Origin of the sequence: Streptomyces sp. NPDC021562, from assembly GCF_040640875.1 — a bacterium.
Taxonomy (GTDB): domain Bacteria; phylum Actinomycetota; class Actinomycetes; order Streptomycetales; family Streptomycetaceae; genus Streptomyces.
This window is the reverse complement of the sequence record NZ_JBFACN010000035.1, coordinates 1-14414: the sequence shown is the minus strand read 5'-3', so window position 1 is coordinate 14414 and position 14414 is coordinate 1. Positions and strand designations below refer to the sequence as shown.

The 14414-nt window shown below is 70.5% G+C and carries 15 protein-coding genes; 12 read left to right on the top strand and 3 right to left on the bottom strand.

Annotated elements, in window-relative coordinates; all coding sequences use genetic code 11:
• Positions 1 to 35: 35 nt before the first annotated feature.
• The 4 genes from AB0G52_RS36095 to AB0G52_RS36080 all read left to right on the top strand — a co-directional run bounded on the left by AB0G52_RS36095 (position 36) and on the right by AB0G52_RS36080 (position 4072).
• Complete coding sequence (locus AB0G52_RS36095) at positions 36 to 1448, top strand: hypothetical protein (RefSeq protein WP_361342681.1); 1413 nt, start codon at positions 36 to 38, stop codon at positions 1446 to 1448.
• A 68-nt stretch (positions 1449 to 1516) separates the two neighbouring features.
• Positions 1517 to 2671, top strand: a complete 1155-nt coding sequence (locus AB0G52_RS36090; protein ID WP_361342679.1) for a fructose-bisphosphatase class II — start codon at positions 1517 to 1519, stop codon at positions 2669 to 2671.
• A gap of 40 nt (positions 2672 to 2711) precedes the next feature.
• On the top strand, positions 2712 to 3512 hold the full coding sequence (locus tag AB0G52_RS36085; protein ID WP_361342676.1) for an HAD-IIB family hydrolase: 801 nt from the start codon (positions 2712 to 2714) through the stop codon (positions 3510 to 3512).
• A complete protein-coding gene (locus AB0G52_RS36080) occupies positions 3509 to 4072 on the top strand; it encodes an NUDIX hydrolase (RefSeq protein WP_361342673.1) in 564 nt (187 codons plus the stop codon). Before AB0G52_RS36085 ends, AB0G52_RS36080 begins: the two co-directional genes overlap by 4 nt.
• 42 nt (positions 4073 to 4114) lie before the next feature.
• Here AB0G52_RS36080 and AB0G52_RS36075 read toward each other — a convergent pair whose 3' ends face one another.
• A complete protein-coding gene (locus AB0G52_RS36075) occupies positions 4115 to 4567 on the bottom strand; it encodes a metallopeptidase family protein (protein ID WP_361342776.1) in 453 nt (150 codons plus the stop codon).
• A gap of 236 nt (positions 4568 to 4803) precedes the next feature.
• Between AB0G52_RS36075 and AB0G52_RS36070 the strand changes: the two genes are divergently transcribed.
• From AB0G52_RS36070 to AB0G52_RS36040, 7 genes are all read left to right on the top strand, one after another.
• Positions 4804 to 5277, top strand: a complete 474-nt coding sequence (locus tag AB0G52_RS36070) for a DUF3499 domain-containing protein (RefSeq protein ID WP_165939554.1) — start codon at positions 4804 to 4806, stop codon at positions 5275 to 5277.
• Between the two features lie 239 nt (positions 5278 to 5516).
• The gene (locus AB0G52_RS36065; protein ID WP_020940431.1) at positions 5517 to 5687 is read left to right on the top strand and encodes a Trm112 family protein; all 171 of its coding nucleotides are present in this window, start codon (positions 5517 to 5519) and stop codon (positions 5685 to 5687) included.
• A 61-nt stretch (positions 5688 to 5748) separates the two neighbouring features.
• Complete coding sequence (locus tag AB0G52_RS36060; RefSeq protein WP_361342668.1) at positions 5749 to 6876, top strand: SIS domain-containing protein; 1128 nt, start codon at positions 5749 to 5751, stop codon at positions 6874 to 6876.
• Between the two features lie 154 nt (positions 6877 to 7030).
• The gene (gene manA / locus AB0G52_RS36055) at positions 7031 to 8182 is read left to right on the top strand and encodes a mannose-6-phosphate isomerase, class I (RefSeq protein ID WP_361342665.1); all 1152 of its coding nucleotides are present in this window, start codon (positions 7031 to 7033) and stop codon (positions 8180 to 8182) included.
• A gap of 135 nt (positions 8183 to 8317) precedes the next feature.
• Positions 8318 to 9298, top strand: coding sequence for a cation diffusion facilitator family transporter (locus AB0G52_RS36050; protein WP_132893927.1), 981 nt, complete (start codon positions 8318 to 8320; stop codon positions 9296 to 9298).
• Positions 9299 to 9613: 315 nt separating this feature from the next.
• Positions 9614 to 11071 (top strand): adenosylhomocysteinase, encoded by a 1458-nt coding sequence (ahcY, locus tag AB0G52_RS36045; protein ID WP_132893929.1) that lies wholly within the window; start codon positions 9614 to 9616, stop codon positions 11069 to 11071.
• 118 nt (positions 11072 to 11189) lie between these two features.
• Positions 11190 to 11807 (top strand): hypothetical protein, encoded by a 618-nt coding sequence (locus tag AB0G52_RS36040; protein WP_361342662.1) that lies wholly within the window; start codon positions 11190 to 11192, stop codon positions 11805 to 11807.
• 29 nt (positions 11808 to 11836) lie between these two features.
• On the opposite strand, the gene AB0G52_RS36035 is transcribed toward AB0G52_RS36040, so the two are convergent.
• Complete coding sequence (locus AB0G52_RS36035) at positions 11837 to 12859, bottom strand: RDD family protein (RefSeq protein WP_361342659.1); 1023 nt, start codon at positions 12857 to 12859, stop codon at positions 11837 to 11839.
• Between the two features lie 130 nt (positions 12860 to 12989).
• On the opposite strand from AB0G52_RS36035, the gene AB0G52_RS36030 reads away from it, so the two are divergent.
• Positions 12990 to 13997 carry a stage II sporulation protein M gene (locus AB0G52_RS36030; RefSeq protein WP_361342656.1) on the top strand — a complete coding sequence of 336 codons (1008 nt, stop codon included), beginning with the start codon at positions 12990 to 12992 and terminating at the stop codon, positions 13995 to 13997.
• A 138-nt stretch (positions 13998 to 14135) separates the two neighbouring features.
• Here AB0G52_RS36030 and AB0G52_RS36025 read toward each other — a convergent pair.
• Positions 14136 to 14414, bottom strand: a 279-nt coding sequence (locus AB0G52_RS36025; protein WP_361342653.1) for a hypothetical protein, incomplete at its 5' end; no start/stop codon positions are given.

Genomic DNA, 14414 nt, shown 5'->3' with positions numbered 1-14414 from the left:
GTCGCTCACCGCCGTGGCTGCCGGAGGAGTCTGCAGTGGACCATCAGTTGGCAGTGCTCACCGACATCGGCGATGTGCCCGAGCCGCCCGCCGCCGACCGACTTCGCATCAGCGGTTGCTCGGTCGTCGTCCATTTCGCGCATCGGATGGCCGAGGGTTCGGACTTCCCGGAGGCCTTCACGCGCGGAAGCCTGCGCGAAATCGAGGACGACCGCTCCTACCAGAGCAAGGTGAGGCCTGGTTCCGGGCTGATGTACTCCGCCCTCTTCGACGCCGGGACCCTGCCGGCGGCACTCGCGAGGATCGTGGGCAGCGGTCACTCCGCCGGACTGCGGCAGGCCGCGGTGACGCTGGGCGGCGAGTACGTGGTGACGGCCCTTCCCCTGCTCCTTTCCGTTCCCGGACCGATCACGCAGGAAGCGGCTGTGATCGAACTGTCCTCCCCTCTGACGATCGACACGCTCCTCCGTTTCGTCTCCGTGCTCGGCGACCCGGAGATCGCCCGGATCCTCGCCGAGCAGTCCGCCGAGGAACTGGCGCGAGCCGCCGGACTGGCACGCGACGACATCGACAGGACGTGGCTCGTGGAGGGCTCCATCGCTGTCCAGGTGTGGAATCTCGACGGCACCCAGAACCGGGCCACTGGGAACCTGTACAGGGGTGTGGAGGAATCCGCCGACTACGCCTGGGAGATATCCGCGCTGCTCTCCTACGCGACCGACCATCTGCTGGAGGACGGCTTGTGGCTGCGCCGCAGTCCGCAAAGCGTGTTCGGCCACGTCCGAACGGGCATGGCCTTCTTCGACGACCACATGGTGTTCGTCAACGCCGACTGCTGCCTGGAGATGGCGCACCTGCCGGCGTGGCTCCGCGGGAGGTCGCAGTTCCGCTTGTCCCGGTACGGGTACGACTCCTCGTCCATCTTCGTGTGGACGGTGGGCATTCTGCGCAGGGTCATTTGTGATGATCTCAGCGCCCGCTACCGGTCGATCCTCGGGGATCTCGCGATGCGGAGCGCCATAGGCCCCGCCGAGCAGTCGCTGCTGACCCGCCGCAGAGTCCAGCACGCCGCGCTCGTCGACCGGTGCACCGGTTTCCGGGAGAAGCTGATCGAGGGCCGGAACCGCAGTCTGGACGAATGGGCGGTACAGGAACGGCCCTCCGGCCAGGTGCTGGCCGGGCTCTACCGGGACATGGAGAAGTGCGAAACGGTCTCGCTGAGCCTTCTGCGGGTGCGCGAGGAACAAGAGAAGAACCGGCGCGACTCCTTGATCGCTGTCATGGGGATCGTGCTCGCCGTCGTACAGATCCCTGACTTCGTCAACCAGGTGGCCGACTGGCTGGACACCCGGCGGTGGGGACTGTTGGGAACGTCGGCGGCCCTGATCACCGTGCCGCTCGCCGTGCTCGCCGTACTCCTCAGGGAGCGACGACGCAGGTCACGATGAGCATCGGCATCCGCCGCCGTCGCCCTGGTGCCCGGTCCGCCGGCGCCAGGGGCTACCGGAGAGGGAATATGAACGAGGTTCTCAGCAGAGCTGTCCGGGCGTGTGACGATCGCGTGGTCGACGTCGCGGTCCACTGGTCGGAGCAAGGCGGCAGGCACGACACGGCGGAGGAGCAGGAGGACGCCTACCTCGTCGCCGCGATGGCCTCGGCCGCCCTGGGGGCTGCTCAGGCCCGACGCGGCTTCGCCCACGGCATGCCGTTGAACGACCGGAAAGTCGCTGTGGACGGGGCGGCCACCGAGGCAGCGGAGAAGATCCTGCGTCGGGCCCCCTTCCGTATCCGTGTCGCGGCGGGTGAAGGCGAACGCGACGACAGCCCGGGTGCGCACAGTGGTCAGTGGCTGGGTATCCAGAACGAGACGTCGCCCAAGGTCGACGCGGTCTTCGACTATGTGGACGGCACCGAGCTGGTCGCGGAGAACCTTCCGGGGGCGTTGACCCTGGGCGGCTTCGGCGGCGACGTCCGGGCGGTTCCGGACCTTCAGGCGTATGCCGTCCTCGCCCCAGTCGATCTGCTGGAGGACCTCGACCTCGGGCCCAGCCCCGAAGCCTCCGTCATCCCGGTGCTGGACCGCATCGCGAAGGCCGTCGGGAAGACTCCGGACTCGCTGACGGTGTCCACTCATTCCGTCGCCTCCAAACCGATGCACAGCACTCTGATCGAACTCATGCGAGGACAGGGGAGCGAGGTGCTCGTCCCCGAGCGCGTCACCGTCGAACCGCCGTACCTCCTGTCACTCATCGGGCTGAGCCGGCCCCGGATCGACACCATGATCGGTGCCATCGGTCTGTCGGAACTGGTCTTCGCCGCCGGCCTGATCGATCTGATCGCGCCTGATCACGGCTTCACCTTCTGTCTCGCCTCGATCGCGGGACCACGGGCAGAGCCGGACCTGACGAATCTTGACGCTTTGTTCAACTTTTCCGAAGATGAGGAGATTGCCCTCCGGGCGGCCGGCTGGGACAAGGACCGCCCCTACACGAGCAAAGATCTGGTGCGACCGGGAAGCAGCCGGGCGTCCGCGCTGTTCGCCGTCACGGACAATCCCGCTCTCGGGGTCAGCGGGCCACGGTCCGACGAGGAGGGCGTGGTCCATGTGGAGGGGTTCCTGGTAAAGCCGGGCGCAAGGGTCGGCAGAATCAAGCTCGGCTACCGGCGATGAGTTCCGGGCCGGCGACGAGCACGAAGAGAAGGATTGCGCATTGGAACCGTCGACTCGCATCGTGGTGTTCGACCTGGACGACACCCTCGCCCTCTCCAAGGCGAAGATCACTCCCAGGATGGCCGACTGCTTGATGCGTCTCCTGTCCCAGCGGCACGTCTGCATCATCTCGGGCGGCCGGTACGAACAGTTCCAGACCCAGGTGCTGGAGGAGTTGCCGCTCACGGCCGACCTCGCGAAGCGACTCCACCTGATGCCGACGTGCGGTACGCGCTACCTCCGATGGGAGTCGGACGGCTGGCAGGACATCTACTGCGAGAACCTCACCGAGGAGGAGAAGTCCCTCATCGTCGGCGTGCTCACCGAAGGGGCGAAGGCACTCGGGCTCTGGGCGGAGGACACCTGGGGCGAGGTGATCGAGGACCGGGGCAGCCAGGTCACCTTCTCGGCGCTGGGGCAGCAGGCCCCCCACCAGGCGAAGGCCGCCTGGGACCCCGACGGGTCGCGGCGCAGGGCGCTGCGGGAGTACGCCGCCAAGCGCCTGCCCGACCTGGAGGTCCGTAGCGGTGGCTCCACCTCCATCGACGTGACCAAGAAGGGCATCGACAAGGCCTACGGCATGCAGCGGCTCCTGGAGCACCTGGACCTGCGGGTGGAAGAGGTCCTCTTCATCGGGGACCGGCTCGACGAGGGCGGGAACGACTACCCCGTCAGGGAGATGGGCGTGCCGTGTGTCGCCGTCACCGGCTGGGAGCAGACGGCCGACTACATCGACACGCTCCTCGCGGCGGACGTCGACCGCCCTGTCCTCCCGCTCCTGGCGCCGCTGGACCTGAGGTGACCGAACCCTGGCCGGTCCGGCGCCCGTCCGGTGAGCCGGAGGGCTGGGAACAGCTCTCCCGGACCACGGTGTACGAGGCGCACGGCCGATCCGTGGTGGAAGCGAGGTATCGCCTGCCGTCCGGTGAGCAGGCCACGTTCAGTCTTCGTGAGGACCGGCCGAGCGTCGCGGTTCTCGCCCTCACCACGACGGACGAGGTCCTCGTCACCAGGCAGTTCCGGCCCGGCCCCGGGCGATTCCTGTTCGAATTGCCCGGCGGCTATGTGGACGCGGGTGAGACACCACTGGACGCCGCGGAGCGCGAACTGCTGGAGGAGACCGGGTACGGCGGCGACCTTGAGGTGGTGGGGCACTGTTTCGCCGACTCGTACAGTTCGGCCATGAAGTTCTGTGCGATCGGCCGGGCCTGCGCCCCGCGGAGTCGTCCGGACCCGGAGGGCACGGAGTTCATCGAGGTGCTGAGTGTCCGCCCGCAGCAGCTGCGTGAGCTGCTGCGGGCCGGCGACGTCACCGACGTCGACCTGGCGTACCTGGGCCTGGACGCGCTCGGTCTGCTGTGACCCGCGTCGGCGATGTCGACGGACAGCGTGGAGTCGGAATGCTCAGTCCTCGCCGTACCGGGGATCCACCGTCTCCGGGGTGAGCCCGAGCAGCTCGGCGACCTGCTCGACGACGACCTCGTGCACCAGCGCGGCCCGCTCGTCACGCCCCTTGGTGCGGATCTCGACCGGCCTCCGGTAGATCACCACGCGCGCCCGGCGTCCCTCACGCGCGGGTATGACACCACCCAGCGGCACCGCCTCGTCGCTCCAGGTGTCACCGTGCCGGTCCTGGAGCCGGGGCACCTCCAGCACCAGGAAGTCGATCTCGGCCAGTTGCGGCCAGCGCCGCTCCAGGCGCTCCACGGAGTCCTGCACCAGATCCGCGAACGCGTCGGCGCGGCTCGCGGCCAGCGGCACCTGAGGCGGGGCGATCGGCCCGCGCATCCCCCGACCGTGGCGATCGCGTCGACGAGGCCCGGGGCCGGCGGCACGGGGCGGTACACGGTTGTCCATCACTGCAGAAGCGTAGTCCTCGCGGGCGCCGCCCGCGCCGTTCCCCGCACCGACAGCACTCCGGCGCCGCCCGGCGGCATCTCACAGGGTGACCGATCCGGCCAAGGTCGGGCTCGTTTCCGTATCTCTACAAGTCCGGCGAGCTCAAGGCAATTGACGGTGTTTGTACCGGATCATGACCGAGTGCGGTGCTGTCCGGTATGTCGGACGGCCCCGTCCACGCAGGTCAGCAAGGTATGCCAGAAGGGGCGTGTGGGGCGTTTCACACTACGACACGGGGGAGTGACCTGGGGGAGAGTCGTCGCGGCCCGCTCAAGAGTGCGGTACCGTCCAACGTCGTGAGCCCTGTACGTCGCTGTTCGCGAACCGCCTGCGGCCGACCCGCCGTCGCGACGCTGACGTACGTCTACGCCGACTCGACCGCGGTCCTCGGCCCGCTCGCCACCTACGCCGAACCCCACTGCTACGACCTGTGCGCCGAGCACTCCGAGCGCCTCACCGCCCCGCGCGGCTGGGAGGTCGTCCGGCTCCTCGACGGCTCCGCCCCCGCCCGGCCGAGCGGTGACGACCTGGAAGCGCTCGCCAACGCGGTGCGCGAGGCGGCCCGCCCCCAGGAGCGGGCGGCGGAGGCGGGCGGCGGCCGCGGCGCGGACCCCCGGGAGGTCGCACGACGCGGCCATCTGCGGGTACTGCGTTCGCCGGACAACTGACGTCCGGGTAATTCCCCTCCCGTCCGGCGTGGTTGGTCACCGCTCGCGCCCCGTGGGCACCGGAGCCGGAAAGCGGCGCGCTGCCTCAGCGATCAGGACGGCCGGGCAAAGGCCCCATGCCGGAGACGCCGCCGGCGGCTCCCCGCCAACTCCGACACCGCACTGTCACCGGCGGTACGCTGACCAGGCACATCCGCTGACGTCCAGCCCCGTCAGAAACGCCCCCGAAGGGAAACCCCATGCCGCTCGAAGCCGGCCTCCTGGAGATCCTCGCCTGCCCGGCCTGCCACGCCCCCCTCAAGGAGCAGGACGCCGAGCTGATCTGCACCGGCCAGGACTGCGGCCTGGCGTACCCGGTCCGCGACGGGATCCCCGTCCTCCTCGTCGACGAGGCCCGCCGCCCGGCGTAGGCAAGCACCCCACAACCACACAGGACCAAGGACCAGGACCCCGGGACCGGAGGCCGCTCCCATGCTCGACGAATCGCTGCTCGACACCCCGGAGGGCCTCGCCGAGGCCGACCGCCGAGGTCTGCTGCGCGGCGCGGCCGAGGCGGGCGCCCGCGTCCGTACCGCGGCCCGGCACGCCACCGAGGCCGGCGTCCAGGGGCTCAAGCCGGACGGCCGTCCCCGTGCCGTCCTGATCGCGGGCCCCGGCGTCGCCGCCACCCACGCCGCCGACCTCCTCGGCAGCCTGGCCGGACCCGGCAGCCCCGTCATCCGCCTCGCCGCCACCGGTGTCGCCCCGGCGGCGGGCGCCCTGCGCTGGGAACTCCCCGGCTGGGCCGGCTCCGTCGACCTGCTGCTGATCGCCACCCCGGACGGCGCCGAACCCAGCCTCTCCCTCCTCGCCGACCAGGCCTACCGCCGTGGCTGCTCGGTAGCCGCCGTGGCCCCCGCCGGCACCCCCCTCGCGGAGGCCGTGGCCGGCGCCCACGGCATGTTCCTGCCGATGGCGACCGCCCCCTACGACCACGGTGAGCCGCTGGCCGGCTCCTCCCCGGGCGTCCTGTGGGCGCTGCTCACCCCGCTGCTCGCGCTCCTCGACCGCATCGGCCTGGTCAACGCACCGCCGGAAGCCCTGGACAAGGTCGCCGACCGCCTCGACCACGTCGCCGAACGCTGCGGACCGGCCATCGTGACCTACAGCAACCCCGCCAAGACCCTCGCCGCGGAACTCGCCGACGCGCTCCCGGTGATCTGGACCGAGGGCGACTCGGCCGGCCCCGCGGGCCGCCGCTTCGTCGCCGCCCTCGCCGAACTGGCCGGCCGTCCCGCCCTGGTCGCCGAACTCCCCGAGGCCCTGGCCGCGCACCACGCCCTGCTCGCCGGACCGCTCGCCGCCAGCGCCGACCCCGACGACTTCTTCCGCGACCGCGTGGACGAGCCGCCCGCGCTGCACGCGCGCGTGGTGCTGCTCCGGGACCGCCCCCTCGGCGGCCTCACCGCCGCTCCCGCCGCCCGCGACCTCGCGCTGAGCCACGACACCCCGATCAGCGAACTGGAACCCGAGGCGGGTGAGGAGCTGGAGACCCTGGCGGAACTGATCGCCGTCACGGATTTCGCCGCCGTTTACCTCGCGCTCGCTTCGGGGGCCTGAGGTGGACACCGGCACCGGGCCCGCCGCGGGAAGGGCGACGTGAACGTCGTACCGGAGGCGGACGGGTGGCGGAACGCACGGTGAACACGTAAGTCCCGCCACGCCGTTGCCCGCGCTCACCGCAGTACGCACAGAGAACCGGCAGAGAGAAGCCATGGACCGCCTCGACAACACCGTCCGCCCCTACGCGTGGGGCTCCCCGACCGCCATCCCGAAGCTGCTCGGGGTCGAGCCGAGCGGCGAGCCGCAGGCGGAGATGTGGATGGGCGCACACCCCGGCGCGCCCTCGCGCACCGCGCGCGGCACCCTCGTCGAGGTCATCGACGCGGACCCCAAGGCCGAACTGGGCGAGGCGGCCGTGGCGAAGTTCGGCCCGCGACTGCCCTTCCTGCTCAAGATCCTCGCCGCCGGCGCCCCGCTCTCCCTCCAGGTGCACCCCGACCTGGAACAGGCCAGGGAGGGCTACGAGGACGAGGAGCGGCGCGGCATCCCCGTCGACGCCCCGCACCGCAACTACAAGGACGCCAACCACAAGCCCGAACTGATCTGCGCGCTCACCGAGTTCGACGGCCTGTGCGGCTTCCGCGCCCCGGAGCAGGCCGCGGGGCTCCTCGAAGCCCTCGGCGTCGACTCCCTCAAGCCGTACGCCGACGCGCTGCGCGCCCACCCCGAGGAGGGGGCGCTGCGCGAGGTCCTCACCGCGATCCTCACCGCGGACCCCGAGGAGATGGCCCACACGGTCGCCGAGGCCACCGCCGCCTGCACCCGCCTCGGCGGCGACCACGCCCCCTACGCGGCCATCGCCCACCACTACCCGGGCGACCCCGGTGTGATCGCCGCGATGCTCCTCAACCACGTCCGCCTCCAGCCCGGCGAGGCGCTCTTCCTCGGCGCCGGCATCCCGCACGCCTACCTCGACGGCCTCGGCGTCGAGATCATGGCCAACTCGGACAACGTCCTGCGCTGCGGCCTGACCCCCAAGCACGTCGACGTCCCCGAACTGCTGCGCGTCGTCCGCTTCGAGGCGAGCGACCCGGGCGTGCTGCGCCCCGAGGCCGCCCCGGACGGCGAGGAGGTCTACGAGACCCCGATCGACGAGTTCCGGCTCTCCCGCTACGTCCTGCCTGAGGGCGCCGCCGCCCACGACCTGACCCTGCCGACCCCGCAGATCCTGCTCTGCACGGCCGGTACGGTCCGCGCGGGTGAGTACGACCTCGCTCCGGGGCAGTCGGTGTTCGTGCCGGCGGCCGAGAAGGCCGAAGTGTCCGGCCCGGGCACGGTGTTCCGCGCCACGGTGATCGTCTGAGCCGCCCCGCACGGCCGGTCGGACTGTCCTACCGGGGGTGTGGACACCTGACGAGTCACCTCCGGGCAGGGCTGCAAGAATGACCCACCGGCAAAGCACGGGCAAAGACGAGCACCGAAGGGACCACGCGGACACATGAGCGCGTCAGGCGGCAGCAAGGCGATCGTGGCGGCACTCGGCGCCAACCTCGCGATCGCGGCATCGAAGTTCGTGGCGTTCGCCTTCAGCGGCTCCTCGTCGATGCTCGCCGAGGGCGTCCACTCGCTCGCCGACTCCGGCAACCAGTTCCTGCTGCTCATCGGCGGCAAGAGGGCCCAGCGCGAGGCGACCCCGCAACACCCCTTCGGCTACGGCCGCGAGCGCTACATCTACGCCTTCCTGGTCTCGATCGTCCTCTTCTCCGTCGGCGGCATGTTCGCCATCTACGAGGGCTACGAGAAGATCAGCCACCCGCACCAGGTGGAGCACTGGTACTGGCCGGTCGGCGTCCTCGTCTTCGCGATAATCGCCGAGGGCTTCTCCTTCAAGACGGCCATCAAGGAGTCCAACGAACTGCGCGGCAAGCTGTCCTGGTCGCAGTTCATCCGCCGTGCCAAGGCCCCCGAGCTGCCCGTCGTCCTCCTGGAGGACTTCGGTGCCCTCATCGGCCTGGTCCTCGCCCTCGGCGGCGTCGGCCTCGCCCTGCTCACCGGCGACGGCGTCTGGGACGGCGTCGGCACCGTCTGCATCGGTGTCCTGCTCGTCATGATCGCCCTCGTCCTGGCCGCCGAGACCAAGTCCCTCCTGCTCGGCGAGGCCGCCGGCATCGACGAGGTCAAGAAGATCGAGGCCGCGATCGTCGACGGCGACACCGTCACCGGCATCATCCACATGCGCACGCTCCACCTCGGCCCCGAGGAACTCCTCGTCGCCGCCAAGATCGCCGTTCAGCACGACGACACGGCCACCGAGGTCGCGACCGCCATCGACGCCGCCGAGTCCCGCATCCGCGCGGCGGTGCCCATCGCCCGCGTGATCTACCTGGAACCCGACATCTACAGCGAGGCCGAAGCCGCCAAGGGACCCGACCCGGAAGCCACCCCCGGCGGCCCCAACCCCCACCCGGCCGGGCACTGAGCCGCCCCGTCCCCGGCCTTTCTCCCCCGCCCTCGTCCCCCACCCCGGCCCCGCTCCCGCCCCCGGAACGGCGTGAACTGTTCGGGCTGGACTGGGGGCGGCCCGCCGCACCGGTGTAGCTTGGGACGGAGCCAGACGTCGCTGCTGATGGCGGTCGGGCGGTCCGCACGCGGGCCGGCCGAGGGAGAGAGGGCCTCCGACGGACTGCGCTGCGCGTACGCGGGCATGCCTGTGTCCTCCTTCGGGCACCCCTGTGTCCGCCGCCGCGCAGACCAGCCGTATCCACCCTCGTCCCAACCCCGAGGAGCAGCTCGCATGACGACTGTCGACAACCGACAGGACTTCAAGGTCGCCGACCTCTCCCTGGCCGACTTCGGCCGCAAGGAGATCACCCTCGCCGAGCACGAGATGCCCGGCCTGATGTCGATCCGCAAGGAGTACGCCGACGCCCAGCCGCTGGCCGGCGCCCGCGTCACCGGCTCCCTGCACATGACCGTGCAGACCGCCGTCCTCATCGAGACCCTCGTCGCCCTGGGCGCGCAGGTCCGCTGGGCGTCCTGCAACATCTTCTCCACCCAGGACCACGCGGCCGCCGCCATCGCCGTCGGTCCGAACGGCACGCCCGACAACCCGCAGGGCGTCCCCGTCTTCGCCTGGAAGGGCGAGACCCTGGAGGAGTACTGGTGGTGCACCGAGCAGGCGCTGACCTGGCCGGACAGCCCCACCGGCGGCCCCAACATGATCCTCGACGACGGCGGTGACGCCACCCTCCTCGTCCACAAGGGCGTCGAGTACGAGAAGGACGGCAAGGTCCCGTCCGTCGACACCGCCGAGTCCGACGAGCACCGCGTCATCCTGGAACTCCTGCACCGCACCATCACGGACGGCTCGCAGAAGTGGACCCAGCTGGCCTCCGAGATCCGCGGCGTGACCGAGGAGACCACCACCGGCGTCCACCGCCTGTACGAGATGCAGCGCGACGGCCAGCTCCTGTTCCCGGCGATCAACGTCAACGACGCCGTCACCAAGTCGAAGTTCGACAACAAGTACGGCTGCCGCCACTCCCTGATCGACGGCATCAACCGCGCCACCGACGTCCTGATCGGCGGCAAGACCGCGGTCGTCTGCGGTTACGGCGACGTGGGCAAGGGCTGCGCGGAGTCCCTGCGCGGCCAGGGCGCCCGCGTGATCATCACCGAGATCGACCCGATCTGCGCCCTCCAGGCCGCGATGGACGGCTACCAGGTCACGACCCTCGACGAGGTCATCGACAAGGCCGACATCTTCATCACCACGACCGGCAACAAGGACATCATCATGGCCTCGGACATGGCCAAGATGAAGCACCAGGCCATCGTCGGCAACATCGGTCACTTCGACAACGAGATCGACATGGCCGGCCTCGCCAAGATCCCCGGCATCGTCAAGGACGAGGTCAAGCCGCAGGTCCACACCTGGACCTTCCCCGACGGCAAGGTGATCATCGTTCTCTCCGAGGGCCGTCTGCTGAACCTGGGCAACGCCACCGGTCACCCCTCGTTCGTGATGTCCAACTCCTTCGCGGACCAGACGCTGGCCCAGATCGAGCTGTTCACCAAGCCCGACGAGTACCCGGTGGGCGTCTACACGCTGCCCAAGCACCTCGACGAGAAGGTCGCCCGCCTGCACCTCGACGCGCTCGGCGTGAAGCTCACGACGCTGCGCCCCGAGCAGGCCGCGTACATCGGTGTGAAGGTCGAGGGTCCGTACAAGTCGGACCACTACCGCTACTGAGACACCACCGCTGAAGCTCACCGAGGCAGGCCCCCGCACCCCCGTGCCGGGGGCCTGCCCCTTTGGCGAACCACCGCAGCCTCAGCCGGGCCTCAGCCCGTCAAGACCCAGGACCCCCATGCCCCGCGGCCGCTATTCGCTCCACGATCCGCACGATCACACCCCCCTCGGCGAAGAACACTTCCAGTGCGCCCCCGGCCCCTCCGGCTGGCGTTACGTCTCCCAGGTGACCACCCCCTCCGGCGACCACAGCGGTTCGGTCGATCTCGCCCTCGACGACCTCGGCCGTCCCATCCGCCTCGAACTCCACGCCGGGAGCTGGCAGGTGCGCGGCGCCGCCCTCGACGGCGTCACCTGGGTCCGCACGGACCCCACCGGCACTCATGCCACCGAAGGCAATGTGCGCGCCCACGCCTTCACCGGCACGTCCCCCGCGTTCCTGGTCGCCACCGCCCGCCTGCTGCGCCTCACCCCCTCCGCCGCCGCGACCCGCGTACGCCTCGTGGCCTTCACGGACCCGGTGCTCGCCCCACGCACCGTGGACCAGTCCTGGGTCTTGGTGAGAAGAGAAGCACACGCCACTGACAACGGCCCGCTGACCGTGGACGAATACCAGGTCACAGCCCTGGACACCGGCGAGCGGCACGCCGTGCACCTCGCCGGCGACGTGGTCCTGGCCGCCCCCGGCATCGAACTGGAGGACCTGCAGTCACCCCCGTCCGCCTTCGCCGACTGAGCGGGAGCGAGCGAGCGGCCCGGCTGTGTCTAGGCCGGCGGCACGAAGCCGGTGGACGGCCGCTCGGCCGCCGGGGCGGGAGGGGCCACGGACGCAGAGGCCGCGGAGGCCCGGGCCTGGTCTCCCGGCTGGGCAGGAGCCGGAGCCGGAGCCGCCGACCCGGCCTGCCCGGCCTGATACGGCGCGGGGGGCGCGGGGACCCAAGGCGCCGGAGGGACGTAACCGGCACCGGCACCGGGCTGTGCGGGGCCGTATCCGACGGGCGCGCCGTATCCGACGGGCGCGCCGGGCATCGTGGCGCCTTGGCCGGCGAAGGCCCGCCGGGCCTCGCGGGCTTGGCGTTCCTGCACCACCGCCGCGAGAAAGGCGGCCGGCGGCACGTCCTGCGGCGCCGGAGTACCCGTCCGGTTCGCCAGATCGGCCGCGAGCTGCCCGGCCATCGCCCAGGAGACCTGCGGATCCAGCTGCTGCATCCGCGTCAGGTACTGCCGGACGGCGAGCCACAGCCCGTCCGGTACGGCCGACAGGTCCAGCTCGGCGAAACGTCCCGCCAGCCAGGGCGGAGGCGGCGGAACGAAGCGGGTCTGCCCGACGGGCACCCGCTCCCGTACGACCAGGGTCCCGGCGAAGACGTCCCCGAGCCGCCGACCGCGCGCCGACACCAGCGAGGCGATACAGGCGACGACCCCGAACGTCATCAGGATCTCCACCACACCGAGAGCGCCACGCACCAGCGCGTGCCGGAACCGGATCGGCCCGCCGTCATCGCGTACGACCCGCAGCCCGCACGCCAGCTTCCCGAGCGAACGCCCGTGACTCAGCGTCTCCACCGCGATCGGCGCCCCCACCAGCAGCAACAGGAAGGCCGCGATCGACAGCGCGGTCGTCGCGGCCTCGTCCAGCGAGGCCGTGGCCGCGACCAGTCCCGTCATCGCCCCGATGTACACCGCCATGACCACGACCAGGTCGAGCAGCACCGCCAGCGCCCTGCTGGGCAGCCTCGCGGGACGCAGTTCGAGCGCCACCGCCTCGCCCGTCACCAGCTCACTCACGCCCGCCGCCTTCCCCTGGTCTGCCCTGTACAGCGCAAGTCTGCCAAGCTGAGCCCTCATCGCGCCGCAGTACGACAAGCCGACAGCTACGCCAGGCAGTCGACGACCAGCCGAGGAGCAGGCAGACCCGATGGACCTCGATGTCTTCGTCTCCGCACACCGAGCCGAATGGGACCGCCTGGACGCCCTCCTGCGCCGTCAGCGGCGTCTCGACGGCGCGGAGGCCGACGAACTCGTCTCCCTCTACCAGCGCACCGCCACGCACCTGTCCCTCATCCAGTCCAGCGCGCCCGATCCCCAGCTCACCGGACGGCTCAGCCAACTCGTGGCGCGTGCGCGCAGCGCCGTCGCGGGAACCCGCCGAGCCTCCTGGCGCGACGTCACCCGCTTCCTGGGACGGGGCTTCCCGGCGGCCGTCTACCGCTCCCGCCGCTGGTGGGTGCCCACCGCGCTCATATCCACGGCCGTCGCGATCCTGCTGGGCTGGTGGATCGGCACCCACCCGGACGTGCAGTCGACCATCGCCGCTCCCGGTCAGCTCCGCGAGCTGACCCGCCCCGGCGGCGAGTACGAGACCTACTACTCCAGCCATCCCGCGGCCTCCTTCGCGGCCCAGGTGTGGACGAACAACGCGCAGGCCGCCGCGATGTGCCTGGTCCTCGGCGTCTTCCTCGGCCTGCCGGTCCTCTGGATCCTGCTGGAGAACATGCTCAACCTGGCCGTCGGGTTCGGCCTGATGTCCTCCGTCGGCCGCCTCGACACCTTCCTGGGCCTGGTCCTCCCGCACGGGCTGCTCGAACTCACCGCGGTCTTCGTCGCCGCGGGTACCGGACTGCGTCTCGGCTGGACCCTCATAGACCCGGGCCCGCGCAGCCGCCGTACGGCTCTGGCGGAGGAGGGCCGTGCGGCCGTGGGCATGGCGATCGGCCTGGCACTGGTCCTGTTCGTCTCCGGCGCCATCGAAGGGTTCGTCACCCCCTCCGGCCTGCCGACGTGGGCTCGCATAGGCATCGGAATCGTGGCTGAGCTGGCGTTCCTGGCCTACGTCTTCGTCCTCGGTGGGCGCGCCGCCCGGGCGGGCGAGACGGGGGACCTCGGGGAGACCGAGCGCAGCGCGTCCCTGCCCACGGCCGCCTGATGTGCGGAGAGCTCCTGTGAGCTGCTAGTGTCCTCCTCGCCCCGGAAAACCTGTTGACACGGGTTGGGTGGGGAGGTAGATTCAAACAGTTGCCTAGAACTGGACAAGTTCAGGGCCGATCGTTAGAATCGATCTGCTTCACAACGGAGAGTCTCTCCGAACAGAGAAGCCACCCCCGATGTACTCAGAAATGAGTGGCCGGTCAGACCGGTCAGGAACTTCTGATAAAGTCGGAAAAGCCGAAAGGCAAAGGCCCTCCAACGGCCACTGGAAATGAATTCCGACCGGAAACGGAACGGGAAACGGATCTGGTAAGGTTGGAAACACCGAAGGGAAGCCCGGAGGAAAGCCCGAGAGGGTGAGTACAAAGGAAGCGACCGTTCCTTGAGAACTCAACAGCGTGCCAAAAGTCAACGC

Excerpts from the sequence above, each read along its gene's own strand:
- AB0G52_RS36050 (WP_132893927.1), top strand. The coding sequence starts at position 8,318 with ATGAGCGCGTCAGGCGGCAGCAAGGCGATCGTGGCGGCACTCGGCGCC.
- AB0G52_RS36075 (WP_361342776.1), bottom strand. The coding sequence starts at position 4,567 with ATGGACAACCGTGTACCGCCCCGTGCCGCCGGCCCCGGGCCTCGTCGA.
- AB0G52_RS36040 (WP_361342662.1), top strand. The coding sequence starts at position 11,190 with ATGCCCCGCGGCCGCTATTCGCTCCACGATCCGCACGATCACACCCCC.
- AB0G52_RS36070 (WP_165939554.1), top strand. The coding sequence starts at position 4,804 with ATGCCAGAAGGGGCGTGTGGGGCGTTTCACACTACGACACGGGGGAGT.
- AB0G52_RS36065 (WP_020940431.1), top strand. The coding sequence starts at position 5,517 with ATGCCGCTCGAAGCCGGCCTCCTGGAGATCCTCGCCTGCCCGGCCTGC.
- manA (WP_361342665.1), top strand. The coding sequence starts at position 7,031 with ATGGACCGCCTCGACAACACCGTCCGCCCCTACGCGTGGGGCTCCCCG.
- AB0G52_RS36030 (WP_361342656.1), top strand. The coding sequence starts at position 12,990 with ATGGACCTCGATGTCTTCGTCTCCGCACACCGAGCCGAATGGGACCGC.
- ahcY (WP_132893929.1), top strand. The coding sequence starts at position 9,614 with ATGACGACTGTCGACAACCGACAGGACTTCAAGGTCGCCGACCTCTCC.
- AB0G52_RS36060 (WP_361342668.1), top strand. The coding sequence starts at position 5,749 with ATGCTCGACGAATCGCTGCTCGACACCCCGGAGGGCCTCGCCGAGGCC.
- AB0G52_RS36090 (WP_361342679.1), top strand. The coding sequence starts at position 1,517 with ATGAACGAGGTTCTCAGCAGAGCTGTCCGGGCGTGTGACGATCGCGTG.